Annotated in this window: 23 protein-coding genes and 1 pseudogene; 21 read left to right on the top strand and 3 right to left on the bottom strand. The window is 61.5% G+C overall.

Translation table 11 applies throughout. The annotated features are described in order from the left end of the window. The first annotated feature begins 16 nt into the window (after positions 1-16). Complete coding sequence (locus SIC17_RS07895; RefSeq protein WP_412546890.1) at positions 17-1366, top strand: AmpG family muropeptide MFS transporter; 1350 nt, start codon at positions 17-19, stop codon at positions 1364-1366. Here the strand turns inward: SIC17_RS07895 and SIC17_RS07890 are convergent, their stop codons facing one another. Next, positions 1367-3652: an NADP-dependent malic enzyme gene (locus tag SIC17_RS07890; protein ID WP_412546889.1), complete on the bottom strand. Its 2286-nt coding sequence runs from the start codon at positions 3650-3652 to the stop codon at positions 1367-1369. A 100-nt stretch (positions 3653-3752) separates the two neighbouring features. Between SIC17_RS07890 and mutS the strand changes: the two are divergent. From mutS to SIC17_RS07855, 7 genes and pseudogenes are all read left to right on the top strand, one after another. Further along, positions 3753-6444 (top strand): annotated as a pseudogene (mutS, locus tag SIC17_RS07885) (DNA mismatch repair protein MutS). Positions 6445-6475: 31 nt separating this feature from the next. Beyond that, a complete protein-coding gene (gene glnD / locus SIC17_RS07880) occupies positions 6476-9286 on the top strand; it encodes a [protein-PII] uridylyltransferase (RefSeq protein ID WP_412546888.1) in 2811 nt (936 codons plus the stop codon). Between the two features lie 46 nt (positions 9287-9332). After that, positions 9333-10835, top strand: coding sequence for a murein biosynthesis integral membrane protein MurJ (gene murJ, locus SIC17_RS07875; RefSeq protein ID WP_412546887.1), 1503 nt, complete (start codon positions 9333-9335; stop codon positions 10833-10835). A gap of 79 nt (positions 10836-10914) precedes the next feature. Beyond that, the gene (trpS, locus tag SIC17_RS07870; RefSeq protein ID WP_291890881.1) at positions 10915-11952 is read left to right on the top strand and encodes a tryptophan--tRNA ligase; all 1038 of its coding nucleotides are present in this window, start codon (positions 10915-10917) and stop codon (positions 11950-11952) included. A gap of 1 nt (position 11953) precedes the next feature. Next, the gene (locus tag SIC17_RS07865; RefSeq protein ID WP_291890880.1) at positions 11954-12508 is read left to right on the top strand and encodes a copper chaperone PCu(A)C; all 555 of its coding nucleotides are present in this window, start codon (positions 11954-11956) and stop codon (positions 12506-12508) included. A gap of 76 nt (positions 12509-12584) precedes the next feature. Further along, positions 12585-12959 carry a hypothetical protein gene (locus tag SIC17_RS07860; protein ID WP_291890879.1) on the top strand — a complete coding sequence of 125 codons (375 nt, stop codon included), beginning with the start codon at positions 12585-12587 and terminating at the stop codon, positions 12957-12959. Continuing rightward, positions 12956-13507 (top strand): TetR/AcrR family transcriptional regulator, encoded by a 552-nt coding sequence (locus tag SIC17_RS07855; protein WP_412546886.1) that lies wholly within the window; start codon positions 12956-12958, stop codon positions 13505-13507. Before SIC17_RS07860 ends, SIC17_RS07855 begins: the two co-directional genes overlap by 4 nt. Here the strand turns inward: SIC17_RS07855 and SIC17_RS07850 are convergent. Next, positions 13498-14106 carry a hypothetical protein gene (locus SIC17_RS07850; protein WP_412546885.1) on the bottom strand — a complete coding sequence of 203 codons (609 nt, stop codon included), beginning with the start codon at positions 14104-14106 and terminating at the stop codon, positions 13498-13500. The two genes, SIC17_RS07855 and SIC17_RS07850, sit on opposite strands and share 10 nt — an antisense overlap. Before the next feature lie 75 nt (positions 14107-14181). Between SIC17_RS07850 and SIC17_RS07845 the strand changes: the two genes are divergently transcribed. The 13 genes from SIC17_RS07845 (at position 14182) to trmB (ending at position 24816) form a co-directional block, all read left to right on the top strand. After that, positions 14182-14658, top strand: coding sequence for a universal stress protein (locus SIC17_RS07845; protein ID WP_291890876.1), 477 nt, complete (start codon positions 14182-14184; stop codon positions 14656-14658). Between the two features lie 67 nt (positions 14659-14725). Next, positions 14726-15289, top strand: coding sequence for a NifU family protein (locus SIC17_RS07840; protein WP_291890875.1), 564 nt, complete (start codon positions 14726-14728; stop codon positions 15287-15289). 39 nt (positions 15290-15328) lie between these two features. Next, on the top strand, positions 15329-15952 hold the full coding sequence (tsaB, locus tag SIC17_RS07835) for a tRNA (adenosine(37)-N6)-threonylcarbamoyltransferase complex dimerization subunit type 1 TsaB (RefSeq protein WP_291890874.1): 624 nt from the start codon (positions 15329-15331) through the stop codon (positions 15950-15952). Then, complete coding sequence (gene rimI / locus SIC17_RS07830) at positions 15949-16404, top strand: ribosomal protein S18-alanine N-acetyltransferase (RefSeq protein ID WP_412546884.1); 456 nt, start codon at positions 15949-15951, stop codon at positions 16402-16404. Before tsaB ends, rimI begins: the two co-directional genes overlap by 4 nt. A 37-nt stretch (positions 16405-16441) precedes the next feature. Further along, positions 16442-16861 (top strand): Fur family transcriptional regulator, encoded by a 420-nt coding sequence (locus SIC17_RS07825; protein WP_291890872.1) that lies wholly within the window; start codon positions 16442-16444, stop codon positions 16859-16861. A gap of 23 nt (positions 16862-16884) precedes the next feature. Further along, positions 16885-18168, top strand: a complete 1284-nt coding sequence (locus tag SIC17_RS07820) for a TCR/Tet family MFS transporter (RefSeq protein ID WP_412546883.1) — start codon at positions 16885-16887, stop codon at positions 18166-18168. A gap of 87 nt (positions 18169-18255) precedes the next feature. Further along, positions 18256-19626, top strand: a complete 1371-nt coding sequence (gene miaB / locus SIC17_RS07815; RefSeq protein ID WP_412546882.1) for a tRNA (N6-isopentenyl adenosine(37)-C2)-methylthiotransferase MiaB — start codon at positions 18256-18258, stop codon at positions 19624-19626. Then, positions 19623-20645 carry a PhoH family protein gene (locus SIC17_RS07810; protein WP_412546881.1) on the top strand — a complete coding sequence of 341 codons (1023 nt, stop codon included), beginning with the start codon at positions 19623-19625 and terminating at the stop codon, positions 20643-20645. The genes miaB and SIC17_RS07810 overlap by 4 nt, the downstream gene beginning before the upstream one ends. Then, positions 20642-21124, top strand: coding sequence for an rRNA maturation RNase YbeY (ybeY, locus tag SIC17_RS07805; protein WP_291890868.1), 483 nt, complete (start codon positions 20642-20644; stop codon positions 21122-21124). The genes SIC17_RS07810 and ybeY overlap by 4 nt, the downstream gene beginning before the upstream one ends. Beyond that, positions 21121-21975, top strand: a complete 855-nt coding sequence (locus tag SIC17_RS07800) for a transporter associated domain-containing protein (protein WP_291890867.1) — start codon at positions 21121-21123, stop codon at positions 21973-21975. The genes ybeY and SIC17_RS07800 overlap by 4 nt, the downstream gene beginning before the upstream one ends. A 2-nt stretch (positions 21976-21977) precedes the next feature. Then, positions 21978-23585 carry an apolipoprotein N-acyltransferase gene (gene lnt / locus SIC17_RS07795; RefSeq protein WP_412546880.1) on the top strand — a complete coding sequence of 536 codons (1608 nt, stop codon included), beginning with the start codon at positions 21978-21980 and terminating at the stop codon, positions 23583-23585. A gap of 63 nt (positions 23586-23648) precedes the next feature. Then, entirely contained in the window at positions 23649-24089 is a 441-nt protein-coding gene (locus tag SIC17_RS07790) for a helix-turn-helix domain-containing protein (protein WP_291890865.1), read from the top strand. Positions 24090-24129: 40 nt separating this feature from the next. Beyond that, a complete protein-coding gene (trmB, locus tag SIC17_RS07785; protein WP_412546879.1) occupies positions 24130-24816 on the top strand; it encodes a tRNA (guanosine(46)-N7)-methyltransferase TrmB in 687 nt (228 codons plus the stop codon). On the opposite strand, the gene SIC17_RS07780 is transcribed toward trmB, so the two are convergent. Continuing rightward, positions 24813-25985, bottom strand: a complete 1173-nt coding sequence (locus SIC17_RS07780) for an ATP-binding protein (RefSeq protein ID WP_291890863.1) — start codon at positions 25983-25985, stop codon at positions 24813-24815. The two genes, trmB and SIC17_RS07780, sit on opposite strands and share 4 nt — an antisense overlap. Positions 25986-26184 lie beyond the last annotated feature (199 nt).

The following is a 26184-nucleotide window of genomic DNA, read 5'->3' as shown; positions in this document are numbered from 1 at the left end:
CCGGAGTTTCAAGGACATGTCCGATGCCGTAACCGCCCAGCGCAAGTCGTGGCGGCAAACCGTCGAGCTCTATGGCAAGCCGATCATGCTCTCCATGCTGATCCTGGGCTTTGCCTCCGGTCTTCCGCTGATGATGGTGTTCCAGAAGTTGAGCTTCTGGCTTCGAGCTGAGGGAATTGATCGGACAACGATCGGTTTCATGTACTGGGTCACCGGCGCTTATACGCTGAAATGGATCTGGTCTCCGGTGGTCGACAAACTGCCGATCCCCTTCCTGACAAGGTCGCTTGGTCGCCGCCGTTCCTGGATGGTCCTCGCCATAGCCGGGACAATGATCGGCCTGCTTGTCATCGGTTTCTCGCGCCCGTCCGAGGGGCTCCTGATCACGCTCGCGGGCGCCGCGATCCTGGCCTATTCGGGAGCGACACTGGATATTGCGATCGATGCATGGCGCATCGAGTCCGCGGAATCGGAGCAGCAGGCGAACATGGCCGCGGCCTATGTCATGGGTTATCGCGGCGCGATCATGTTTGCCGGTTTCGGCCTCGCGATTGCGGATCAGACCTCCTGGCCGATCTCGTTTGCGGTGATGTCCGGAACCATGGGCGTTTGTGCCTTCCTCATCCTGTTCATGAAGGAACCGAACAAGGAATTGGTGGTGACACCGCCCGAGCAAAGCCTCGGCATGCGGGTGACGACGGCCATTATCGATCCGTTCAAGCAATTCTTCTCCCGCATGGGTTACTGGATCGTGCCGGTCTTCATCCTCATCACGATTTACCGGATGAGCGATTTCACCATGGGCATCATGGCCAGCCCTCTATACGCGGATCTTGGGTATTCCGGCACGGTCGTGGGCGGAATCCAGAGTGGACCGGGCATCATAGCGACGATCGCAGGCGGTTTCCTCGGCGGCGTGGTCGCGTACCGGATGGGTGTTCTCAAGGCGATGGTGGTTGGGGCGCTGATCACACTTGCGACCAACGGTGCTTATGCCTGGCTGGCCCTGACCGGAACCCCTGAAGATACCTGGCGTATTGCCATCTCTATCGTTGGTGACAATATCGCCGGTGGTTTTGTCGGCACGGTCTTCATCGCCTATCTGTCATCACTGACGGATCCCGCGAATGCAGCGACACAGTACGCGCTCTTGTCCTCGGCCTACGCCTTCGTGAACAAGATCATCGCCGGTTTCTCCGGCGTTCTGGCGGACGCCGTCGGGTATTTCCACTTCTTCCTGATCACCGCGAGTTACGCGGTTCCGGCCGGGGTTTTGGTGATTGTCCTGATCATGTTCGGGCCCGCCGCTGCCAAGGGCGAGATCGACTGGTCCGAAAAGGAAGACAAAAAGCCTGTCGAAGCCTGATTACTCCCCGGCGGCTTCCTCTACCTCGTGGGCGTCCGGGTCGTAGGCCGCCAGTGTGGCCAGGTGGGTGATCTCGCTGACCGAGGCGCCAAGGCGGGCAATCTGGACCGGGCGTTCAAAGCCCAGCAGCATCGGTCCCAGCACCGTCGCACCACCGCCTGCTCGCAGGAGTTTGGTGGAGATGGAGGCGGAGTGGATGGCCGGCATGACCAGCACGTTCGCCGGACCTTTCAGGCGCGAGAACGGGTAGAGGAAACGGTGTGACTTGTCCAAGGCGACATCCACGCTCATCTCGCCCTCGTATTCGAATTCCACGCCGCGCTGATCCAGGATCTCGACCGCACGCTGGAGTTTCTCCGAGCGCTGGCCGGCCGGATTGCCGAAGGTGGAATAGGACAGGAAGGCGACACGCGGTGTGAAGCCAAAGCCCTGCGCCGCGTCGGCCGCTTCCTTGGCGATATCGGCCAGGGCCTCGCTGTCTGGGAACTCGGTGACATTGGTGTCGGCGATGAAGAGCGTGCGCTCCTTGGCCAGGGCAATCGACATGCCCATCACCCGCTGGCCCTCGGCCGGGTCCAGCACCAGCTGAACATCGCGCAGGGCAGCGTCATAGGCGCGGGTGGTACCCGTCACCATGCCGTCCGCATCACCCAGCTTGACCATACAGGCCGAGAAGACATTGCGGTCATTATTGACCATGCGCTGGACATCGCGGCGCAGATAGCCCTTGCGCTGCACACGATTGTAGAGGAATTCGGCATAGTCGGCATTGCGGTCGGAGAGGCGCGCATTGACGATCTCGATAGAATCCTCCGGCACCCCGACCAGGCGCATATTGGCGCGGCAGATTTCTTCGCGACCAACGAGCACAGCCTTGCCCAGTTCCTGGTTCTGGAAGGCATAGGCGGCGCGGATGACGGCCGGTTCCTCGCCCTCGGCGAAGACGATGCGGCGGCCATGTCCCATCACCGCGCCCTGGATGCGCTGCAGGAAGGAGGCAGTCGGGTCGAGACGGCGGGCCAGCGAGGCGCGATAGGCGCTCATGTCCGGGATCGGCTTGCGCGCAACACCGGTGTCCATGGCGGCCTGCGCCACATAGGGCGGGACATAGGAGATGAGACGCGGATCGAAGGGTGACGGGATCACGTAGTCCTTGCCGAAACTCGGCCGGGCGCCGTGATAGGCGGCGGCGACCTCGTCGGGGACGTCTTCCTTGGCCAGGGCGGCGAGCGCCTGGGCGGCGGCGATTTTCATCTCTTCATTGATGGTCCGGGCCCGTACATCCAGGGCACCGCGGAAGATGTAGGGGAAGCCGAGGACGTTGTTGACCTGGTTGGGATAGTCGGACCGGCCCGTGGCGACGATGGCGTCGTCACGGACGGCGCGCACATCTTCCGGCAGGATTTCCGGGTCCGGATTGGCCATGGCAAAGATGATCGGCTCACCCGCCATGGACGCGACCATTTCCTTGGTCAGGGCGCCGGCGACCGAAAGGCCGAGGAAGCAGTCTGCACCGTCCAGGGCTTCGGCCAGCGTGCGCTTGTCCGTTTCGACGGCGTGGGCGGCCTTCCACTGGTTGAGATTCTCGCGACCGGTGTGGATGACGCCCTTGCTGTCGCACAGCAGCGCGTTGTCGGACTTCACGCCCATCGCCTTGATCAGTTCCAGCACCGCGATACCCGCGGCGCCAGCGCCGTTGACGACGACTTTCAGGTCTTCCATGCGGCGACCGGTGATCTGGCAGGCATTGATCATGCCAGCGGCGGAAATGATGGCAGTGCCGTGCTGGTCATCGTGGAAGACCGGGACATCGAGCAGTTCGCGCAGGCGCTGTTCGACGATGAAGCTTTCCGGCGCCTTGATGTCTTCCAGATTGATGCCGCCAAACGTGTTGCCGAAGCGCTTGACGCATTCGATGAACGCGTCGGCATCTTCTTCCTCGACCTCGATATCGATGGCGTCGAGATCGGCGAAGCGCTTGAACAGGACGGCCTTGCCCTCCATCACCGGCTTGGAGGCCATGGCGCCCAGATTGCCCAGGCCCAGAATGGCCGTGCCGTTGGAGATCACCGCGACCATATTGCCCTTGGAGGTATAGTCGTAGACAGCGTCCGGGTTCTCCGCGATTGCCTTGACCGGGACGGCAACGCCCGGGCTGTAGGCCAGCGACAGATCGCGCTGGGTTGCCATGGGTTTGGTCGGCTGCAGAGCCAGCTTGCCGGGGGTGGGCTCGCGGTGAAAGGCCAGGGCCTCTTCATCTTCGACCGGGCTGGTTCTGTCATTCATGGCGATGTCCTTGGTGATTGGGAGTTTTCCCACTGCTATAGCCGCTCTAGCCGCTTCGCACCCTTGCGCGCAAGCCGAAACCTCGCAAGTGTCTGCCGCAATGAATGCACTGACGACAATACCCGTTCCGACAGACCGGACATTCCCTTCTGCAGAGGGCGCGACGCCGATGATGGTGCAATTCCTGGAATTGCGGACCAAGGCTCCCGCGGATGCGCTGCTGTTTTACCGGATGGGTGATTTCTACGAGCTCTTTTTTGACGATGCCGTGCGCGCGGCAGCCGCGCTGGACATCGCGCTGACCAAGCGTGGCGAGCACCAGGGTGAGCCCATCCCGATGTGCGGTGTTCCCGCAGCCACGGCCGAGGCCTATCTCGCGCGCCTGATCAAGGCCGGGTTCAAGGTCGCTGTCGGCGAGCAGATGGAAGACCCCAAGGCTGCCAAGGCCCGCGGCTCAAAAAGCCGTTGTGCGGCGGGATATCACGCGGGTCGTCACGCCGGGCACCTTGACCGAGGACAGCCTGCTCGACCCGCGTCGCTCCAACCGGATTGCGGCCCTGGCGCGCACCGGCAGTGGTGAGGCGGCTATCGCGTGGGCTGAAGTCTCCACGGGCGAGTTTGTGGTGTCTGCGGTTGATCCCGCCAATGTACCGGCCGAGATCGCGGCCATGGCCCCGGCGGAATTGCTGGTCGATGAAGCACGTTATTCCGAGACGGTCGAGATCGCCTCGCGTGCCACCGTTACGCCCCTGCCTCGGGCCAAATACGATACAGGCTCGGCACAACGTCAGCTGAAGGCGCAATTCGGCGTGCAGGACCTCGACGGGTTCGGGGATTTCTCCAGGGCAGAGCTGTCCGCGCTGGGGGCCTTGCTGGATTATCTCGCGCTGTCCCAGGCCGGGGCGCCGGCCAAGCTGGTACCCCCGCGCCAGGGCAAGCAGGGCAGTGTTCTCGCGGTCGATCCAGCGACCCGTGCCTCGCTCGAAATTGACAGGACATTGTCAGGGTCTCGCGCGGGTTCCTTGCTGGATGCGATCGACGAAACCGTCACGGCGCCGGGTGCGCGTTGCCTGGCAGAGCGGCTTTCCCGCCCCCTGACGGATGCCGGTGTTATCGAGGCCCGTCTGGATGCGGTCAGTTTCTTCCTCGCCCAGGAAAACCTGCGCCGGGATGTGCGCGAGCGTCTCAAGGCTGCCGGTGATGCCGAGCGGGCGCTGTCACGCCTGCTGCTGGGCCGGGGTGGCCCGCGAGATCTCAAGGCGCTGTCGGCGACACTGGCGGAAGGCGAGGCTCTTGCCGCCCGCCTGACCGGTGATCCGCTGGTTCAGATGCCGGCGGAAGTCTCCACCTGCACCGCCGCGCTTGTCATGTCCGACAAGTCCGAGCTCGCTGAACTGGTCAATGATCTCGAGCGTGCGATCCGCGATGAACCGCCGCTGATGGCGCGTGATGGTGGATTTGTCGCCGAGGGCTGGCGTCCGGAACTGGATGAGACGCGCGGCCTGCGCGATGAAAGTCGCCGCATCGTGGCGGGTCTGCAGCAGACCTATGCCGAGGCGACCGGCGTTTCCACGCTCAAGGTCAAACATAACAATGTGCTGGGCTATTTCATCGAGGTGACGGCCAAGAATGCCGATGCCCTGATGGGAGAGGAGCTCTACATCCACCGCCAGACCATGGCCAATGCGGTGCGTTTCACCACAACCGAGCTGGCCGAGCTGGAAGCCAAGATCGCCAGTGCCGGAGAGCGAACACTGGCGATGGAGCTGGAAGTTTTCAACGCCCTGCGCGACCGGGTCGAAACGCTGGGTCCGGTTATCCGTGATTGCGCGCGGGCGCTGGCGGAAATCGATGTCGCCTCTGCCCTGGCCGAGTGGGCGAGTGATACCGATGCGTGCCGTCCTGAAATCGAGACGGGCACGGTGTTCACGGTTATTGGTGGTCGCCACCCAGTGGTCGAACAGTCGCTGGCGCGTACCGGCGAGGGACGTTTCACGCCCAACGATTGCCAGCTTGATGGTGAGGGCGGCGAAGGCGCGCGCCTGATGCTGGTGACCGGACCGAACATGGCCGGTAAGTCGACCTATCTCCGGCAGAACGCGCTGATCCTGATGCTGGCCCAGGCCGGCTGTTTCGTACCGGCGCGCAAGGCGCGGATCGGTATTGCCGACCGGCTTTATTCACGTGTGGGCGCGGCAGATGACCTGGCGCGTGGTCGCTCCACCTTCATGGCGGAGATGATCGAGACGGCGGCCATTCTCAACCAGGCGACGGCGCGCAGTTTTGTCATTCTTGACGAAATCGGCCGGGGAACGGCGACCTTTGATGGTCTCTCCATCGCCTGGTCGGCCGCAGAACACCTGCACGGGATCAATGGCTGCCGGGCGCTGTTCGCCACGCATTATCACGAGCTGACGCGCCTGGCTGACGAGCTGGACGCGGCGGGCAATTGCTCGCTGAAGGCCCGTGAATGGAAAGGCGAGCTGGTCTTCCTGCACGAGGTCGGGCCGGGGGCCGCGGATCGCTCCTACGGTATCGAGGTCGCACGTCGGGCCGGACTTCCCAAACTGGCCATCAAGCGCGCCCAGACCATTCTTGACCGTCTCGAGGCGGAGGGCGCACCTGCGGCTGCACTGGCGGACCTGCCGCTTTTTGCAGCGGTGGAAGTTGTCGAACCCGCGGGTCCATCTCCAGTCGATGAACGCTTGGCCGAGGTCGACCCGGACAGCCTGACCCCGCGTGAAGCGCTGGATCTGGTCTACGCGCTCAAACAACTCGCCAAAGACAGGTGACGCAGGCGGCGCCCGGATCTAAAACAAGGTCATGACCGCGTCTTTCCTGCCCGCTTCCCTGGAATCCCTGAAACTGCGCGCCCGACTGGCGTCGGCCATGTCGCGGGATGGCTGGGACTCGCCGTCAGCGCGCAAAGCCGGTCTGGCGACATTGCGGGCATCGCTGGAGACGTCCCGAAATTCCGCCAACACATTGCTGGCCGGAGATCATGGTGGCGCTGCGGCTGCCCATGCCCTGGCTGACGGCGTTTCCGTGTGCCTGGGCGCGCTTTTTGACAGCCTGGCGGCCGAGGATCCGGAAGGCGCGCGTGGCGTGGCCCTGTGTGCCCAGGGTGGATTTGGTGCAGGCGAGCTGGCGCCCTATTCCGACGTCGACCTGATGCTGCTCAAACCCGGCAGTGCGAACGGGAAGACGGATGAATTCCTGCAGCGTGTGCTCTACGCGCTCTGGGATCTGAAAATCGATGTCGGTGGCGGCGCCTGTCGGACGATCGAGGAAACGCTCGAGCTGGCGCGTGAAGATGCATCCGAGCGCACGGCTCTCCTTTCCCTGCGATACATCGCCGGTAATCAGAACCGGGTCACAAAACTGGCCAAGCGGTTTCGCGATGAAGTCGTTTCCGGTGACGAGATCGCCTTTGTCGAGGCCAAGCTGCGCGAACGCGACGCGCGCATCGAGAAGGCCGGGCGGTCGCGTTATACCGTTGAGCCGCACCTGAAAGCGGGCAAGGGCGGGCTGCGGGACCTGCAGCTGATGCGCTGGCTGGCGCTGTTTCTCTACGGCGCCGATGCGTTTGAACGCTGGGTGGGTGATCGCCTGCTCTCGGTTGATGATGTCGAGCGTTATGTGGCAGCCGATGATTTTCTCTGGACGGTGCGGTTCCATTTGCATCAGCTGGCCGGTGGCAAGGATGAACGGTTGAGCTTCGAGCTGCAGCCGGAAATCGCCAAACGTATGGGGTTCGAGGACACCGAGACCGAGAGCGGTGTCGAGCGCTTTATGCGGCGCTATTTTTTCACAGCCATGCATGTGGGGTCGCTGACCCGTCTGGTTTGTTCCAAGCTGGAAGCGGATTCTCGCAAGGCCAAGCCGAAAAACCTGGCGCGTTTCCTGCCCAATATGTTGACGCTGGAAACGGCGGATACCGGTTCCTTCATCCTGCGTGATGGCCGGCTGGATTTCGCCAATCCCACCCAGATTGCCGACGACCCGGCCAAGCTGATGCAGTTCTTCCATGTGGCCGCATCCCGCCAGTTTGATTTACACCCGGAAGCCGTTGCGCGCATCGGCCGGACATTGTCGCATGTGGATGATGACTATCGCCGCGATCCCCGTGTCGCACGGGCCTTCTTTGCGGTCTTGCTGGATGCTCCGGCCCCGATGGCCGTGCTGCGCCTGATGACCGAGGCGGGGCTTCTGGGGCGCTACATCCCGGAGTATGGCGATATCGTCGCGCGTACGCAGTTCAACATGTATCATCGATACACGGTCGACGAGCACACCCTGCAGGCGATCGGTTTGTTACGGGAGATCGAGCAGGGGCTGCATGTCGACGAACACCCGTTGTCGACAGGAATTATCAGCGAGATCAAGAACCGCCGCGCCCTGCATCTCGCGGTGCTGTTGCACGATACAGGCAAGGGCAATGGGGATCAGTGTATCGAGGGCGCTGCAAGGGCGCTGACAGCATGTGAGCGATTGGGGCTGGATGCCGAGGAAAGCGAACTGGTCGCCTGGCTGATCGAGAACCATCTCCTGATGAGCGACACGGCCCAGCGCCGCGATATCGGTGATCCAAGAACCATTGCCGATTTTGCTCAAGTGGTTGGCAGTGTTGAGCGATTGCGTCTTTTGACAGTCCTGACAGTTGTTGACATACGCTCGGTCGGGCCGGGTGTCTGGAATGGCTGGAAAGCCCAGCTGATGCGCGATCTCTATGCCGCGGTGGAGCCGGTGCTCCAGCGCTCCGGTGATGCGGTCGAGCTCGCTCGTGAGGCGCTGGCCGAAAAGGCGGATGCGGGACGCAGCCGCGTCTGTGACCGGCTCCAGCGTTCCTATCCGGAGTTTGCAGACTTCTGGCGCGAGGAACTGGACGACACCTATTGGGTGACCTCGACGGAGGAGGACCGGTTCCGCCATGCCGCCTTTGCACGCCAGGCCCGCGCGCGCGGTGATGGTGAGGCCGCGACCGCCATTCGGGTCGACCGCCGACGCAAGGCGACGGAATTGATGATCTGGACCGAGGACCGGTTCGGTCTGTTCGCGGATCTCGTCTCCGCGCTCGCCCGGCGTGGCGCGGATATTGTTGGCGCGACCATCAACACGACCCGGTCCGGCAAGGTGCTGGACATTTTCTATATCCAGGATGCGGGCAGCCAGCCGTTCGGCTGGGATGACCCCTATCTGATGGATGAGCTTGTGGCCTATGTGCGCGAGATAGTTTCAGGTGCCCGTGAGGTAGAACGTTCGCGCGAAACGGCGCTGAAACGGTCAGGTGCGGCGTTCAAGGTGACGCCTTATCTGAACTTTTCCAACGACCTCTCGGACAGCGCCACGGTCATCGAAGCCTCCGGTCGTGACCGTCCGGGCTTGCTTGCGGACCTTTCCGACATGATCGCCAAACAGGGGCTGTCCCTGCACTCAGCGCGGATTGATGGATATGGCGAACGGGCGACGGATGTGTTCTATGTCACCCGGGAAGGCGCCCAGCTGACGGATGAGGCGCTCAAGGCCGAGGTGGAAGAAGCGCTGATGAATGTCCTGAGCGAGGGAGAGGCGCAACTCGAAGCGCAGGCGGCCCAGCGCGGCATCGCGCGCGCTCCGGCGAGTCTCTTGCGGTAAGCCTATGAGATTATTGCGCTCCTCTGCAGTTGTTGGCCTTTTCACAATGGTCAGCCGGATCCTCGGTTTTGTCCGCGAGATCATGTTCGCGGCCTTTATCGGTCCGGGTTCGGTGCTCGATGCCTTCCTGCAGGCCTTTCAGTTTCCCAATCTCTTCCGGCGGATATTCGCTGAGGGGGCGTTCAACTCGGCCTTCGTGCCGCTTTATACCGAGCGCCTCGAGGGCGATGGCCAGGATGAGGCGAGGGAGTTCGCCCGACAGGTCGCTTCCGTCCTGTTTACCGCCATGCTGGTCCTTGTTGTCGCGGCGCAACTGGCGATGCCGTGGCTGATGGTCTTCCTCGGTCCGGGTTTTGTCGGCCAGCCGGAGATTTTCGAAACGGCGGTGCTCTTTACGCAGATTGCCATGCCGTATCTGTTGATGATGTCGCTCAGCGCGATGTTTTCCGGGGTATTGAATGCGCACGGCAAGTTTGCCGTTGCTGCGGCCGCGCCGGTTCTGCTGAACCTGACACTGATCGGGATCATGTTCTTCAGTGAGCTGCGTGGGCGAGAACTTTCCTACTATCTGACCTGGGGCATCACGCTTTCCGGCGTCATCCAGCTGGCCTGGATCTATGCTGCCATGCAGCGGCTGGGCATCGGGTTGGCGCTACGCCTGCCGCGCCTGACACCTGGGGTAAGAAAACTGATTGTGCTGGGGATTCCTGGCGCGGTGGCGGCAGGTGTCACGCAGATCAATATCCTGGTGACCTCGGCGATCGCGACTAACCAGGCTAGCGCCCGATCCTGGCTCTATTTCGCGGACCGTCTCTACCAGTTGCCGCTTGGTGTGGTTGGTATTGCCATGGGTGTCGTGTTGTTGCCGACGCTGAGTGCCCGCCTGCGTAATGGCGATGACGAGGGTGCGTCCAATGCGATGAACCGGGCGGTAGAGATTTCCATGGCGCTGACCCTGCCAGCTGCCGCCGCGCTGCTCGCCATGCCGGAATTCTTGGTCGGGGCGCTCTTTGAGCGGGCCCGGTTTGATTCAAACGATACCATCATGGTGGCCAGAGCGCTGGTTCCGTTTGCGCTCGGACTGCCCGCGTTTGTTCTGGTAAAGGTGCTCGCACCGGGCTTTTTTGCCCGCCAGGACACGATGACCCCGATGAAATTCGCGACCGTCTCCGTTGTCGTCAATTTGGCGTTGGGTCTGGCGCTGTTTAGCACGCCGTTGCGTTATGTCGGCCTGGCAATCGCCACTGCGATCGCCGGCTGGGTGAATACGCTGCTGCTGGCTTGGACGTTGCACAGGCGCGATGTGTTTAAGCCGGACGCACGTTTGATGTCGCGCTTTCCGCGTATTCTGGCGGCAGCCATCATCATGGGCCTAGCTCTCAGGGCGGCGCAGTATTACAGCCTGGAACTTACGCAGCTCTTTTTCGGCGTTCCGCTACTGGCCGTTATCGCTGTCAGCGCTGCGGGAGCGGTTGTTTATGGAATCGCCGCGATCGTTACCGGTGCCCTGCGCATTTCCGATGTGACCTCTTCCCTGAAGCGTTCTTGACACAAACACGCTTGAGACCCGGAGCCCGCAAGGCTAAGACCGCGGCTCCTGTTTTCCTCCGTCCACACGAGGCTATCCGATGAGTGCTACTCCGACCGATTACACTGGCCCGCAACGCGTGCTTTCCGGCATGCAGCCGACCGGTTCCCTGCACCTTGGCAATTATCTGGGTGCCCTGAAGAACTGGGTGTCGTTGCAGGAGGATGGAAACTGGGACTGTTTCTATTGCGTTGTTGACTTGCACGCCGTCACCATGCCGCACGACCCGGCCACCCTGCCGGACGCTGTGCGCTCTGCCGCCGCGGCCTACATCGCGTCCGGAGTGGACCCGTCAAAGAGTGCGATTTTCGCCCAGTCCGCAGTGCCCGCCCATGCCGAGCTGGCGTGGATCTTCAATTGTGTGGCGCGGCTGGGCTGGCTCGAGCGCATGACCCAGTTCAAGGACAAGGCTGGCAAGGACAAGGAGCGCGCTTCGGTAGGGCTCTTCACCTACCCGGTCCTGCAGGCGGCCGACATCCTGGTCTACAAGGCGACCCATGTCCCGGTGGGCGAGGACCAGAAACAGCATCTGGAACTGTGTCGCGACATCGCCGCGCGTTTCAATCGCGATTTCGGCAATGGCGAAGCGATTTTCCCGATGACCGAGCCGGTCATCCAGGGGCCGGGCGCGCGCATCATGTCCCTGCGTGACGGTTCTGCGAAGATGTCCAAGTCCGATGTGTCCGATAATTCGCGCATCAATCTGGACGATGACGCAGACAAGATCGCCCGCAAGATCAAGAAGGCGAAGACTGATCCCGAACCGCTCCCATCCGAGGAAGCCGGTCTTGCTGATCGTCCCGAGGCCAATAACCTGGTTGGCATTTATGCCGCACTGACGGGCCAGACCAAGGCCGATATCCTCGCCGAGTTCGGTGGTCAGGGTTTTGGCGCTTTCAAGCCTGCCCTGGCTGACGTGGCCGTGCAGTATCTCGCCCCGATCTCCGACGAATATCGTCGCCTGGTCGAGGACAAGACCGAGATTGACCGGATCCTGGCTGCCGGTGCCGAACGTGCCAACAAGATCGCGGCACCTGTCGTGACTGAAGCCAAGGAAATCATGGGGTTCTGGGGATAGCATGTCCAAGACGTCTGTATTGCTGGCCGCGCTGGCCAGCCTGTCCGTTGCCGCTTGCGGCGCGCCTTCTGACACCGAAGAAAGCGCGTCCATGGGTCATGGCGACATGCATCATGGGGAAATGAGCGAGATGGCGGAACTTCCGCCGCTTGCCGATGATGGTGTCATGCCGGTCATCGACGTTCAGGAAGCCTGGATGCGTCCGCACCCGGGTGGCCGCGATGTCACGGCCGCCTATTTCACGCTTGCCCTCAGCGCGGGCTCTGTGGACCGCCTTCTCAGCGCCCGTATCGACGGCGCCGAGCGTGTCGAGCTGCACGGTCATTCGATGAATGATGAGGGCATGATGCAGATGCGCGCCATCGGTCCTCAGGATGTGTCGGCCGGTGAGACGATGGTTTTCGCCCCGGGGGGCCATCACCTGATGGTGTTTGGTCTGGCGACGGTGGTCGAGGGCGATACGGCCACCGGCACTCTGGTTTTCGAGCGTGCAGGCGAGGTCGAGGTGAGCTTCCAGGTCAGCCCCCTGCCACCGAGCATGTCCGCCGACAACTGATCTGCGACAATCCGCGCCATTGAGCGCGGATTGTTTTTACCTCAAAACATACCGCATGGTATGATTTGAGGGTGAGATGAATAACTGGCTGATTGCTGCCGCGGCGCTCGCGGCCCTGACAACACTGGTGCATTTCTTTGTGGGGGGCCGACAGGTGGCCAAACCCCTGCTGGAAACCGGCGAGATCAACTCACTGGTCAAGTTCACGCACTATTTCTGCTGGCACATTGTCACCATCGCCCTGGCCGCGATGGCCATCGGCCTGGCCTATGCCGGGCTGAACCCGGGCGGGCGTGATGTGGCCATCGTGATGGTGGGGCTGGCCGCGGCCATCGCAGTGTGGAATTTTGCCATGAATGCCCGTCACAGGCTCAAGGCGAGCCGTCATCCCCAGTTTGTGTTTTTCATTCCGATAGTCGCGTTGGCCATGCCGGGATTGTTGCAGGCATGACCAGGATTTCGCGTGAAGACTGGCTGGAGACCGGGCTGGCCCAGCTGGGGCGCGAAGGGCCGGCCGGCCTGCGCATAAGCCGTCTGTGCAAACGTGCGGGGGTGACGCGAGGGTCGTTCTATCACCATTTCGCGGACCAGAAGGTCTACAGCGAGACCCTGCTCGAGCACTGGGAACACAGTCACACTCTAGCCCTGATCGACGCTGCGGATGCAGCTGGCGAAGGCGCTCTGGAGCGACGTCACAGGCTCAGCGCGTTGACGTCGAAGCTGGACATGCGCGTCGAGGCGGAGATCCGGCGCTGGGCGGCAAGTGATGATCAGGCGCGTGTTGTGCTGGCGCGGGTGGATAATCGCCGGCTGGATTACCTTGCCGAGCTCAACCGAATGGAGAACGGAATGGACACGCAGGCTGCCCGCGATCTGGCCGCTATCGAATACGCCGTGTTTCTGGCCTATCCCGGGCTGTTCCCGAAGAGCGGTGAAGCGGATTTCCGGCGGGTTGGCCGGTTGCTGGACCGGCTGATCACCGGTCTGTCTCAGCCCTGAGAAGCGTCGTCCGTGCCAGCCTCGGCCCTGGGGGCGTCGAACTGGTTCTCGGCCAGGTATTTTTCCGGGTTATAGGCCTGTGGCCCGCGGGGCCAGAACATGCGCATCAACCCACCACCCATCAGCGTGACAGGGACAAGAAAGAGGCCATAGGCATTTTCCTGCAACAAGAAGAGCACCACGAAGAAAACAACGCCCATAACGGCGATGAGGGCTCCCAGGATGAACATTGTGATCATGAAGGCCATCGACTGGCCTTCGACGAACTCAACCTGTTCCCGGTGGGGCAGAAGCGCTTCGTGCAATCCGGTAAGCAGGGCGCGGAACGTCTCGTATTCACCCCGGAACACACCCGCTGAGACAAAGGTCATCGAGCCAAACACCATCTCCTCGCCAGCGCTATTGGTGATGCGCAATACGACCTGGGAGGTCTGTCCTGCCATTTCCGCTGCCAGGCGCACCTGGCGGATGTCAGCGAGCGCGAAGCTGTGAACGGGCGTGCCATCCTCCAGCGTTTGCACCAGGGCATTCTCTTCCAGCCAGGTCAGTGTTGGCCGGGTGCCCAGATTTCGCCGGTCGGGATGCCGCACAGAGCTCATTGAATCCTCTCCTTTTCTAGCGACTTAGCAGCAATTACTGGACGAGTCGCGTGAAACTCGCCACAGTCGCACGGCATGCCAAATCGAACACGCAAATTCCTGGTCGTGGCGGATGAAAGCCCGGAAGCGCGCACAGCGCTGTACTTTGCCGCCCGCCGCGCCTTCAAGACCGGCGCCAAGGTCACTGTCCTGGCGGCGTATGAACCTTCCGACTTCAATCACTGGATCGGCGTTGCTGAAACAGCGAAACGGGAATCCGAGGCCGCAGCCGAGACCTTGCTGGAATCCATGGCCGAAGATGCGGAAGCCGTCACCGGCGAGCGTCCGGAATTGCTGTTGCGTGAAGGGGATCGCTCCAAGGTCCTGTCCGAGCTGCTATTTGAGGATCCGGAAATATCGCTGTTGATCCTGGGGGCGTCGCGCTCGAGTGAAGGGCCGGGACCGCTGGTTTCTGCGCTGGCACGAGGCAAGGGTTTGTTCTCCGAACGCAATGTGCCTGTAACCGTCGTCCCAGGGGATATGGCGTGTGAGGAAATCGACGCCCTGACCTGAGCCCCTGCAGCTCCTGAGGTTGAAGTTTTTGTCCGTTACCGCCAAGTGATGGCCAAGGAGACCTGCCATGTTCATCCAGACCGAAGCCACACCCAATCCGAACACGATGAAATTCCTGCCCGGTCGTGAGATCGCGCCAGCTGGATCGCGGGAATTCGAGAATGAGGAAGACGCCGCCGTTTCGCCGTTTGCCTCCGATCTCTTCCTGATCGAAGGGGTAACGGGTGTATTCCTGGGCGCGGACTTCATTGCCATCACCAAGAGCGACGGCGTGGAGTGGGACCACATCAAGCCCTTCCTGCTGGGCGCGATCATGGACGGGCTTCAGTCCGGACGTCCGATCCTGGGTGATGCGCAGGAGGAAAGTGGTCACGCGGTTTATGACGGTGAGAGCTCGGAAGTGGTCAAGGAGATCATCGAGCTGATCGATACGCGGGTGCGACCGGCTGTGGCCCAGGATGGTGGTGATATTCTGTTCCACTCCTATTTGGCCGATACGGGCGTTGTGCGCCTGAAAATGCGTGGGGCGTGTTCCGGCTGTCCGTCTTCGACGATGACGCTGAAATCCGGCATCCAGAACCTGCTCCAGCACTACATCCCGGAAATCCAGTCCGTTGAGGCGGTGGAGTAGGCAGGCGACGGCGCCACCGAATTCCTCTAAACCGCCGCCATGGCCATCCTGGTTTTTGATACGACCGGAGCGGAATGCTCCGTGGCGCTGCGCATTGACGGTCAGCAGGACATTGTCCTGAGCGAGACAATCGGGCGCGGCCATGCCGAGCGCCTGGCACCCATGGCGCAGGAAGCGTTGAGGCAGGCGGGTATGGAGCCGCGTGCACTCAAGCGCATTGGCGTGACGATCGGACCGGGTGGATTTGCCGGAACGCGTGTCGGTGTGGCTTTTGCCCGAGGGCTAGCCCTGTCGACCGGCGCTAGGGCCTATGGCATCTCAAACCTGGCCGTGATTGCGCATTCCCTGTCCGCGACGCGCCCGCTGGCAACGGTGCATGACGCCAAGCGCGGGGAGGTCGTGCTGCAGATCTGGCGCGATGAAGCTGACGAGGCACAGCGGCTCTCAATCGAAGACGCATCTGCGCGCGTGGCCGGGCTCGCTCTGGCCGGTGGAGGTGCTGCACTGGTGGCGTGTGAAGGGCAGAATATCCTCGATGATGGCAAGCTTGATCTCGTCGCCCTGCTGGACGTTGCTGGGCAGGCAGGCGAGGACCAAAGTCCGCCGACGCCCTTTTATGTGCGCCCGCCCGACGCCAAGCTACCGGGCGGAGTGGATCCGTGATCGTCGAACAGGTCGCCGCCCAGAGCGCAGAACGCATGGCGGCGCTGCACGAGAAATGTTTCGATCATCCCTGGCCGGCCAGCGAGTTCGCCTCGCTTCTGTCCATGACATCGACCCGGGCTTTTGCGGTCCAGCGTGACGGCTGTCATATCGCACTTGTTCTGGTCCGGATCGCTGCTGATGAGGCGGAGATACTGACGGTTGGCGTCGACCCGGCTGAACGTGGCAAGGGACTCGGCATGGCCGTGCTGGAGCGTGCTGAACAGGCTGTTGCTGACCTTGGTGCCATCTCGCTCTTCCTCGAGGTCAACCAGCATAACGACCCCGCCCGCGCTCTCTATACCCGAGCCGGATACTCGGAGATCGGGCGCCGCCCACGCTATTATCGTGGCCGCGATGATGCGCTTATCTTCCGAAAAACTCTGTTGGAGCGTGGACAAACAGGGGCGTGACCGAATATCACTCCGATATCCAACCGGGGGAATCAACATGCCGGACCGCATCGAGAAAATCTGTATCGAAAAAGGCCTTCGCATGACGGAGCAGCGCCGCGTGATCGCGCGCGTCCTGTCCATGTCGCATGACCACCCCGATGCCGAAGAGCTGCACCGCCGGGCGGCCGCCGAGGATCCGCGCATCTCCCTGGCCACCGTCTACCGCACGGTCCGCCTGTTCGAAGAAGCGGGCATTATCGAGCGCCACGACTTCCGCGACGGAAGGTCGCGTTATGAAGAGGTCGGGGACGACCATCATGACCACCTGATCGACCTAAAGTCCGGTGAAGTCGTGGAATTTGTGAATGACGAGATCGAGCGACTGCAGGAAGCGATCGCTCGCAAGCTGGGCTACAAGCTTGTCGATCACCGTCTCGAGCTTTACGGCGTACCCCTCTCCAGCGCTGAGGAGTAGGCGCGAGTTTCCAGGGGGACACCATGTCCGCGCGCCAGCCCGGCAAGCACGCCATCACATTCATCTTCATCACCGTGCTGATCGATATGATCGGTTTCGGCCTGATCATTCCAGTGATGCCCGAGCTCATCAACGAGCTGACCGGACTCGGTGCGGATGACGCGGCCGTGCTCGGCGCGTGGTTGATGATGACCTATGCGCTGACCCAGTTCATCTTTGCGCCGATTGTGGGCGCCCTGTCGGACCGTTTCGGGCGCAAGCCGGTGCTGTTGGCAGCTCTTGCCGGTTTCACGATCGACTATGCGATCATGGGCTTTGCGCCCTTTTTCTGGATGCTTGTCGTCGGTCGTCTTCTGGCAGGAATTTTCGGCGCAAGTTATTCCACGGCCAACGCCTATATCGCCGATATAACGCCTCCCGAGAAACGGGCTGGTCGGTTCGGGATGATCGGCGCCGCTTTTGGTCTGGGCTTCATAATCGGCCCCGCGGTTGGCGGTATTCTGGGCGACCTTTATGGCCCGCGTGCGCCTTTCTTCGCGGCTGCGATCCTGGCCGGGCTGAACCTGGTTTATGGCCTGATTGTTCTGCCGGAGACCCTGGCGCCGGAAAACCGACGCAAGTTTGACTGGAAGCGTGCCAACCCGTTCGGCGCTCTCATCCAGATCCGCAAATACCCGGCCGTTTTCAGCCTCATCTTCGCGGTATCGCTGATGCTGCTCGGGCATGCGGTGTTCCCGGCGATCTGGTCCTATTACACCGCCTACAAGTTCGACTGGGATGCCGGAGATATCGGGTTCTCGCTCATGGTTGTCGGTATAACGGCGGCCATCGTTCAGGGCGGTTTGACGCGTGTACTGGTGCCCAGGCTGGGTGAGTGGCGGGCAATTACGATGTCCCTGCTGCTAGGACTTATAGGTTACGCCGCCTATGGTCTCATCACCGAGGGATGGATGGTCTATCCGGTGATCATCGCCGGAGCGATCGGCGGTATCGGCCAGCCCGCACTGCAAGGCGTGATGTCGCGTATCGTGCCACCGAACGCCCAGGGCGAGTTGCAGGGTGCCATGACTAGCCTGCAAAGCCTGTCCATGGTCATTGGCCCGCTGGTCATGTCTCGGGTTTTTGCTGGCTTTTCAGGCGAAGGAGCTCCGGTCGAATTTCCGGGCGCGCCCTTCATGCTGGCATCGGTGCTCACGGGTCTTGCGCTGGTCATCGCCCTAGGCGCCCGCCGCAAGGATGACGGCAGCGCCAATGAGACGACGCCGGAGAATGAACCCTCTCCCGTCTCCCCACGCGAGGCGGAATAGCCACTCCTCTTGCCCTGCAAGGGGTTTTCAAGCATAACCCCGGCCTCTTCGGCACAGGGTCGAAGGCTGCTGGATTGACGAATTCGAATGAGCGACGCGCGTAAACGCCTGTTTATCAAGACCTATGGCTGCCAGATGAATGTCTATGACTCCGAGAGGATGAAGGATGTTCTGCACCCGCTCGGCTATGAGCCGGCCGAGCAGCCTGATGGCGCTGATCTTGTGATCCTGAACACCTGTCACATTCGTGAGAAGGCGGCAGAGAAGGTGTATTCCGAGCTTGGTCGCCTGCGCCCGCTGAAAGAAGCCAAGGCCGACGAGGGTGGCATGACCATCGCTGTGGCCGGCTGTGTCGCCCAGGCGGAAGGCGCGGAGATCATGAAACGCGCGCCGGTCGTGGATCTGGTCGTCGGCCCGCAGACCTATCACAAGCTTCCCGAGCTGATCGCCAAGACGCATCGCGCGCGCGGCGAGGCGCTGGACACCGAATTCGAGGTCGAGGACAAGTTCGACCAGCTGGGCAATGACCGCCAGGTCGATGGCTACACGGCCTTTGTCACCGTGCAGGAAGGCTGTGACAAGTTCTGCACCTTCTGTGTCGTGCCGTACACGCGTGGCGCCGAGTGGTCGCGTCCGGTTGACCAGATCGTTGCCGAGGTCCGCGCACTGGCGGCCAAGGGTGTGCGTGAAGTCACCCTGCTGGGCCAGAACGTCAACGCTTTCCACGGCGAGGCGCCGGCGGGCAGCGAGGCTGACGGCCCGTGGGGACTGGGCCAGCTGGTGCGTCATCTGGCGCTGATTGGCGGTATCGAGCGCATTCGTTTCACCACCAGCCATCCGCGTGACATGGATGATGATCTCATCAACGCCTTTGCCGACACGCCCAAGCTGATGCCTTATTTCCACCTGCCGGTACAGGCTGGGTCGGACAAGATCCTCAAGGCCATGAACCGCCAGCATACGGCGGAAGAATACCTGGCGATTATCGAGCGTCTGCGCGCGGCGCGTCCCGATATCGCGATCTCCGGCGACATGATCGTCGGCTTCCCGGGTGAGACGGACAAGGATTTCGAGGCGACGATGCAGCTCGTGCGCGATGTGAACTACGCCTCCTGCTTCTCGTTCAAATACTCCAAACGTCCCGGTACGCCGGGCGCGGCGATGTTTAACCAGGTCGCTGAAGAGTTGAAAACCGAACGTCTCCTGGCGCTGCAGGCGCTGTTGAACGAACAGCAGGTTGCGTTCAATGAAAGCCAGATCGGCCGCACTCTGCCGGTTCTGTTCGAGCGCGTAGGTCGTCTGGATGGTCAGCTGCATGGCCGCAGTCCTTATCTGCAGGCCGTGCATGTCGAGGCGCCAGCTGATATGATCGGCAAGATCGGAAATGTCCGGATCGAGGGCGCAAGCCGCAATGCTCTCTCCGGCATTCTTGTAACCTCGGAGCAAAGCGCCGCGTGAGCAGCCAACCGACGTCCCGCAAACGTGCAACACGGCCTCGTCGCCAGGCCTCGGAAACCCTGCATCTTGATGACAAGGATCGCGTCCGTGCGCTTGCCGGCCCGGGCGACCGTTTCCTGATCCTGATCGAGGAAGAACTGGATGTGCGTCTCAGTGCGCCCGGCGCAGGTCAGATCGTTATCGGCGGGGATTCCGCAGGAGCGCGCGACGAGGCCAAACGTGTGCTCAAACGCCTCTATGCCAGTCTGGAACATGGTCTGACCTGTGATGAGGCTGCTGTGCGTGCGGCCCTACGCACACGAGACGACGAAGATAGCGGTGCCGAGGATGATGGCGTCATCCGGGTGCCGCGTGGCTCCAGCCTGATTGCCCGCACTGAGGGCCAGCGCACCTATGTGCGCGCGCTCAAGAACGAAAAAGCTTATGACCTGATCTTCGGTGTTGGCCCGGCCGGTACCGGAAAGACGCTGCTGGCAGTGGCCTATGGCGCCTCGTTACTGGTCCAGCGCAGGGTCGAGAAGCTGATCATCACACGCCCGGCCGTTGAGGCGGGCGAAAAGCTGGGCTTTCTGCCCGGCGATCTGACCGAAAAGGTCGACCCCTATCTGCTCCCGGTCTGGGATGCTCTGGCGGATACGCTGGGGCGCAGCCAGCTGGAAAAGATGCGTGAGGACGGCCGCATCGAGGTGGCGCCGATCGCCTTCATGCGCGGCCGCACGCTCAACCGGGCCTTCATCGTCGTTGACGAGGCCCAGAACACGTCACGCGCGCAGATGCAGATGGTACTGACCCGCCTGGGTGAAGGCTCCCGCATGGCGGTGACGGGCGATCCGAGCCAGTGCGACCTGCATCCGCGTGACCCTTCCGGCCTGCCCCACGCCCTGTCCATCCTGGCCAGGACCAAGGGTGTCGCGACGATCACCTTTGATCGCAATGATGTCGTTCGTCATGACCTCGTGGCCCGTATCGTGGCGGCCTATGAAGAGGATGCGGCCAAATCTCCGCGCGAAAGCTCATGAACGCAGTTGATGTCATCGTCGAGGATGACAGTTGGAATGCCCTGAAGGGCAAGGCACAGCGCGTTCAATCCTGTCTGGAAGCCTCGCTCGCCGAGATCGGAGAGGGTCATCCCGGCGTGGTAGCGGTTCTTCTGACAGGCAATGATCCCGTCGCCGAGATGAATGAGCGCTTTCGTGGCAAGCAGGGACCGACCAATGTGTTGTCCTTTCCCGCCATTGAAGGCGCGGACAACCAGCTGGGCGACATAGCCCTGGCCTGGGGCGTGGTCGAGCGTGAAGCGACTGACAAGGGCATCAGCATCGAAAATCATCTCAGCCACCTGATTGTGCATGGATTTTTACACCTTCAGGGTTATGATCATCTGACCGATGCAGAAGCGGAAGAAATGGAAGGCATTGAGCGGCGGGCGCTGGCGCGCCTGGGGATTGCAGATCCCTACTCGCTCGACGGAACGACCCATGAGGGCACTATAGAATGAGTGATGGCTCCAGTCCGAGCGGTAGCGAGAAATCCTGGCTCCGCTCGATATTCAACGGCTCCAGCTCTGCCGCGGACGAAAAAGCGAAATCCTCCCAGTCCTATGTGATCAAGCCTGACGCGCTGGAAGAGCTGCGCGTGGCCGATGTCATGGTTCCACGCGCCGACATTATCGGTGTCGAGATAGCGACACAGCTGGGGGAGCTGGCGGGAGCCTTCTCGGCGGCCTCGCACTCGCGTCTGCCGGTCTATCGCGAGACGCTTGATGACCCGATCGGAGTGGTTCACATCAAGGATGTGGTCAGCCATCTGACTCCGTCCGAGGATGGCCGCCGTCCCGAAGGCTGGGCCGAGCAGGAAGTCCTGTCAGATATCCATCGTCCACTTCTCTACGCGCCACCCTCGATGAAGGCCGGTGACCTGTTGCGCCGCATGCAGGCACGTCGCATGCACATGGCCCTGGTGGTCGATGAATATGGCGGCACTGACGGTCTGGTAACGCTTGAGGACCTGATCGAGCCCATCGTCGGGGAGATCGAGGACGAGCACGACGAGGATGATTCGCCGCTGATCCGTGTGCGCGCACCTGGTGTGTGGGATGTGGACGCCCGGGCGGAAATCGACGAGTTTGAACGGGTTGTCGGCGAGGAAATCGCTGCGGACGACGAGGATGATGATGTCGACAGCCTTGGGGGGCTGGTCTTCACCATTGCCGGTCGGATCCCCGAGCGTGGTGAAGTGATCCGCCACGCCACCGGCTATGAATTTGAGGTGCTTGAGGCGGATCAGCGTCGTATCCGCCGCATGCGCGTACGCACGGCCCGCGCCGGGAAATCAGGCATGGCGGAGTAAACTTGCAGATCGAGCGCAGATTTCAGCCCTGGACCTGGCGTGTCCGGCTACGGCATCTGGATGGATGGCGTGGGCTGGTGGCGAGTTTCCTGGCTGGAATGCTCGCTGTGCTCGCCCTGGCACCCTATCATATCTGGCCGGTCTGGATCGTCAGTCTGGCAGTTTTGCTCTGGCGACTTGATGGTGCACGACGTGGACCCAAACCCTTGCGTGGTGGGTTTGTTACCGGCCTCGTCTTTGGTATGGGCTATTTTCTGGCCGGTACTTTCTGGGTTGGCTTTGCCTTTATCAATCGGGGTCCGGAATTTGCGGCCCTGGTGCCGATCGCCCTGCCTCTGTTCGCTGCCATGCTGGCAGTGTTCTGGGGAATTGCCGGAGCGATCTACGCGCGTTTTGCCCAGAATACCGAATGGCGGGTGCTCAGCTTTGCCGCGATCTTTGCGCTGACCGAATGGTTGCGCAGCCATATCTTCAGTGGCCTGCCCTGGAATCTCCCGGCTTATACCTGGTCAGCGGGTGGAGCGGTCAGCCAGTCGGCGTCCTGGCTGGGCGTTTATGGTCTGAGTTTTCTGACACTGTTGATGTTCGCCGCTCCGGCCATGCTGGCGACCCGGGGGTTGGGCCCGCGCCGATTGCTTCCGGCCCTTTCCGGTTTTGCGCTTTTGTGTGTTCTCTTCTTCGCGGGCGGTTTGCGTCTGCTGAGTACGACCGTGCCAGATGTGCAGGATGTGCGCCTGCGGATCGCCCATTCCAACATCACCCAGGCCGAGAAATGGGGCGATGACGGCGAGCATGTCGCCCGTGATCGGTACATGTCACTGACCCGCCAGCCCGGTCTGGACGAAGTGACCCATGTGCTGTGGCCCGAGGGCGCCCTGCCGATCTACATGCTGGAAGACGGCCAGACACTGTCGCGACTGGGTGCTGCACTGAATGACGGTCCAGCCCTGATTGCCGGCATCAATCGCCGGGCGCGGGCTGGCGAGGAGGTCGTGTACCACAATTCTCTTGCGGCGATGCGTTTCCAGGGCGGTGAGCTGTCGGTCGACGCGCTCTATGACAAGGTCTTGCTGGTCCCGTTCGGCGAGACGATCCCGATGGCTTCGTTGATCTCGGCGATCGGGTTTGACGAGTTTGCACGCCTGCAATTCACGCCGGGACCGCGTGCGATCGTGGCGGAAATCCCGGGACTGCCGCCGATGATGCCGCTCATCTGTTACGAGGCGATCTTCCCGCACTTCTGGCAGTCATCCTCACAACGGCCGGAATGGTTCTTCAACCTCTCGAATGATGCCTGGTTCGGTGACACATCCGGTCCCCGCCAACATCTGGTGCAGTCGCGCTATCGCAGTATCGAGGCGGGCATTCCGCTTGTCCGGTCGGCTTCGCGCGGTTTCTCTGGCGTGGTGGATCCGCTGGGTCGCATGCCGGTGATGATCGGGCCGGACCAGGAGGGCGCGTTCGACGTCACATTGCCGCGAGCGCTCGCACCGACGCCCTACTCACTGTATGGTGATTTATTGTTCTGGCTCATGGTGTTAGGCGTTTTCGCCGGGCTCGCAGTGCAAAAGTTACGTTTTATTAAAAAACAAAAAACCTCGCAGCCCTGACCTGAACTCTGCTATACTGCCAACACGGGTTGTGCTCAGCAGTCCGAAAGAGAGGTGAGACGCATGTTGCAGGGTGACACGATCGAGAAAAAGGTCAGCCCTCGGGGTCCCAACCCCGTAGACGTTCACGTCGGTTCCAGAATTCGTCTCCGCCGACAATTGCTCCGGATGAGCCAGGAAAAACTGGGTGATGAGCTCGGTGTGACTTTCCAGCAGGTCCAGAAATACGAACGCGGTGCGAACCGTGTCGGAGCGAGCAGGCTGTATCGTCTGTCGCGTGTTTTGGAGGTGCCGGTGCAATTCTTCTTCGAGGGCTTGAACGAGAAATCGACAATCAGCGCCATGGCCGAAGGTGACCAGACGCCGATTGTCTATGACTTCATTCAAAGCTCTGATGGCGTGTCCCTGGCGGAGAGTTTCTCCCGCATCAAGGACGCCAAGGTTCGTCGCCGCGTGCTTGAACTGGTACGCACACTGGCGAGCGAAGAGGAAATGGCGCGCTGAAGGGGTGATTTGCGGCTGAAAAGCCGCTAAACGCCCCGCCATGACGAAACAGGAAACAGATCGACCGGATTTCCGGCTGTTTGGCCGCGCGCAGGGCAAACCCCTGTCCGCGCGCCAGCAGGGGCTGGTGGACAATGTCCTGCCGAGCATTGACCTGCCGGCCGAGGGCGAGATCGACGCTGCGCAAATGCTGCCCGGAATGCGCTCGCACGTGCTGGAAATCGGCTTTGGCGGCGGCGAGCATCTTGCCGGCCAGGCCGACCGCAATCGTGAGACCGGATATATCGGCATCGAGCCCTTCCTCAACGGCGTCGCCAAGGCGCTGACCTATCGCGAGGAGAGGGGGCTGGAGAATGTCTGCCTGCACCGTGGCGATGCCCGCGAAGTGCTTCCGCGATTTAAAAATGACAGCCTGGACCGGATCTTCCTGCTCTTCCCGGATCCCTGGCACAAGAAACGCCACGCCAAGCGCCGTTTTGTCCAGCAATCCACCCGCGATGATTTTGCCCGCATTCTCAAGCCGGGCGGCAAGCTGCGTATTGCGACGGATGTAAAATCCTATGCCGATCATTGCATGATCGAGTTCGAACAGGATGAGCGTTTTGTCTGGCAGGCCAGTGCAGCCGATGACTGGCGAGTCCCGCCACCGGACCACATACGCACGCGTTACGAGTCCAAAAATCTCGGCGATTGCGCGCCTGTCTTCATGGACTGGGTGCGGCGCTAGTTGTCGGCATCCCGCCGGTGCAGGTAATCGCCGAACATCGGGACGGTGAAGGCGAGTTTGCCGTGTGCCGGGCTGTAGATCATGCCCTTGTTGATGATCTGGGCACGCCGGGGGCCGAGCGCTTGCGCGGTTTCTCCCAAGGTTTTCGCCACATCGATGGAGCGGATCGGATCCGGGCCCAGGCTGGCCATGGCGCGAACATATTCCTTTTCCTTGGGCGTAAGCCGGTCATAGCGAACTCGGAAGAAGCCGTTGTCCAGGCGTTTGAGTGCAGCTGTGTTGGCGGTTTCTATGTCGCCCGGCGTGATGGGGGACGCCGCCGCACAATTCCAGGCCTGATAACCCCATTCCTGCAGGAAATAGGGGTAGCCACCGGTCTCCTCGACTACCAGGTCCAGCGCCGCGTCCGTGATGTTTTCACCCTCGCTCAGAATGGGTTGCCGGATCGCATTTCGGGTCGCCTCGGGCGATAACGGCCCGGTTTCCGGAAAATCAAACAGTCGCTCGGCGTACGATTTGGCATCACCGGAGAGAGCTGCGAGTTGTGGCAGGCCAGCACCGAACAGGAGTACCGGCAGGCGTTTCTGGTTGATCCTGTGCAGGGCGACGATCAGAGCGCTCAGTTCCTTCTCTTCAAGATACTGAACTTCATCAATCAGCAGGGTCCAGCCGCGCGCCGCATGCCGGGCCGTTTCACCAACACGCAGGAAAAGGTCGGTAATGTCGTCACTCAACACCCCGCTGTCCGCAACGCCCGGCTCGGAATCCACTGACAGGGAAAAATCACCGATTTCGATCTTGAACGTACCTGCGAAGGACTGCAGAGCCTTCATCGCCGTATGGGCGGCTGCGCGGGCGCTTTCCACAAGGGAGAATGTGCGCAGCACACGGTGAATTTTCGGGTAGAGAAGCTGTGCGAGACTGTGGTGTTCCGGCGCTTCCACAAAAGAGGTTGCGTGTCCGTGATCTTCTGCCATTCGCTCGATTGTGTTGAGCAATACCGTCTTGCCGGTGCCCCTTAGCCCGAGCAGGATCTGCGAGCGGTCATGCCGACCCAGAAGCACACGCTGCAAAGCGATATCGGCGCTGGAGATGATGTCCTGGCGCCCTGCGAGCTCTGGCGGCTGTGACCCGGCGCCGGGTGCAAACGGATTTCGAACAGGATCCATACTCGTAACTAACAAAATATATGAATATATACTAGCATCATGTTATACATGGTTAGAAGCGAGTAGATAAGCTGTTGAAGCGTTGGCTTTTGCCCATGAAAACGGCAGCGCGGCGTGGCGCCAAGGCCGAGGGTGCAGGCCAGCTCCCCAATCGAGCCGACTTCGCACCTTGCAAACCGTCCTCGACAGGAGTATACAA

The organism is Maricaulis sp. MIT060901 (assembly GCF_047123815.1).
In the GTDB taxonomy this organism is placed as follows: domain Bacteria; phylum Pseudomonadota; class Alphaproteobacteria; order Caulobacterales; family Maricaulaceae; genus Maricaulis.
This window is presented reverse-complemented; position numbering and strand designations above follow the sequence as displayed.

Bases quoted from the DNA above. Each gene is read 5' to 3' on its own strand.
- SIC17_RS07820 (WP_412546883.1), top strand. From the start codon at position 16,885: ATGTCCGCGCGCCAGCCCGGCAAGCACGCCATCACATTCATCTTCATC.
- ybeY (WP_291890868.1), top strand. From the start codon at position 20,642: ATGAACGCAGTTGATGTCATCGTCGAGGATGACAGTTGGAATGCCCTG.
- miaB (WP_412546882.1), top strand. From the start codon at position 18,256: ATGAGCGACGCGCGTAAACGCCTGTTTATCAAGACCTATGGCTGCCAG.
- SIC17_RS07790 (WP_291890865.1), top strand. From the start codon at position 23,649: ATGTTGCAGGGTGACACGATCGAGAAAAAGGTCAGCCCTCGGGGTCCC.
- trmB (WP_412546879.1), top strand. From the start codon at position 24,130: ATGACGAAACAGGAAACAGATCGACCGGATTTCCGGCTGTTTGGCCGC.
- SIC17_RS07855 (WP_412546886.1), top strand. From the start codon at position 12,956: ATGACCAGGATTTCGCGTGAAGACTGGCTGGAGACCGGGCTGGCCCAG.
- trpS (WP_291890881.1), top strand. From the start codon at position 10,915: ATGAGTGCTACTCCGACCGATTACACTGGCCCGCAACGCGTGCTTTCC.
- SIC17_RS07865 (WP_291890880.1), top strand. From the start codon at position 11,954: ATGTCCAAGACGTCTGTATTGCTGGCCGCGCTGGCCAGCCTGTCCGTT.
- SIC17_RS07845 (WP_291890876.1), top strand. From the start codon at position 14,182: ATGCCAAATCGAACACGCAAATTCCTGGTCGTGGCGGATGAAAGCCCG.
- murJ (WP_412546887.1), top strand. From the start codon at position 9,333: ATGGTCAGCCGGATCCTCGGTTTTGTCCGCGAGATCATGTTCGCGGCC.
- SIC17_RS07895 (WP_412546890.1), top strand. From the start codon at position 17: ATGTCCGATGCCGTAACCGCCCAGCGCAAGTCGTGGCGGCAAACCGTC.
- SIC17_RS07800 (WP_291890867.1), top strand. From the start codon at position 21,121: ATGAGTGATGGCTCCAGTCCGAGCGGTAGCGAGAAATCCTGGCTCCGC.
- SIC17_RS07850 (WP_412546885.1), bottom strand. From the start codon at position 14,106: ATGAGCTCTGTGCGGCATCCCGACCGGCGAAATCTGGGCACCCGGCCA.
- glnD (WP_412546888.1), top strand. From the start codon at position 6,476: ATGACCGCGTCTTTCCTGCCCGCTTCCCTGGAATCCCTGAAACTGCGC.
- SIC17_RS07840 (WP_291890875.1), top strand. From the start codon at position 14,726: ATGTTCATCCAGACCGAAGCCACACCCAATCCGAACACGATGAAATTC.
- SIC17_RS07825 (WP_291890872.1), top strand. From the start codon at position 16,442: ATGCCGGACCGCATCGAGAAAATCTGTATCGAAAAAGGCCTTCGCATG.
- tsaB (WP_291890874.1), top strand. From the start codon at position 15,329: ATGGCCATCCTGGTTTTTGATACGACCGGAGCGGAATGCTCCGTGGCG.
- SIC17_RS07780 (WP_291890863.1), bottom strand. From the start codon at position 25,985: ATGGATCCTGTTCGAAATCCGTTTGCACCCGGCGCCGGGTCACAGCCG.
- SIC17_RS07890 (WP_412546889.1), bottom strand. From the start codon at position 3,652: ATGAATGACAGAACCAGCCCGGTCGAAGATGAAGAGGCCCTGGCCTTT.
- SIC17_RS07860 (WP_291890879.1), top strand. From the start codon at position 12,585: ATGAATAACTGGCTGATTGCTGCCGCGGCGCTCGCGGCCCTGACAACA.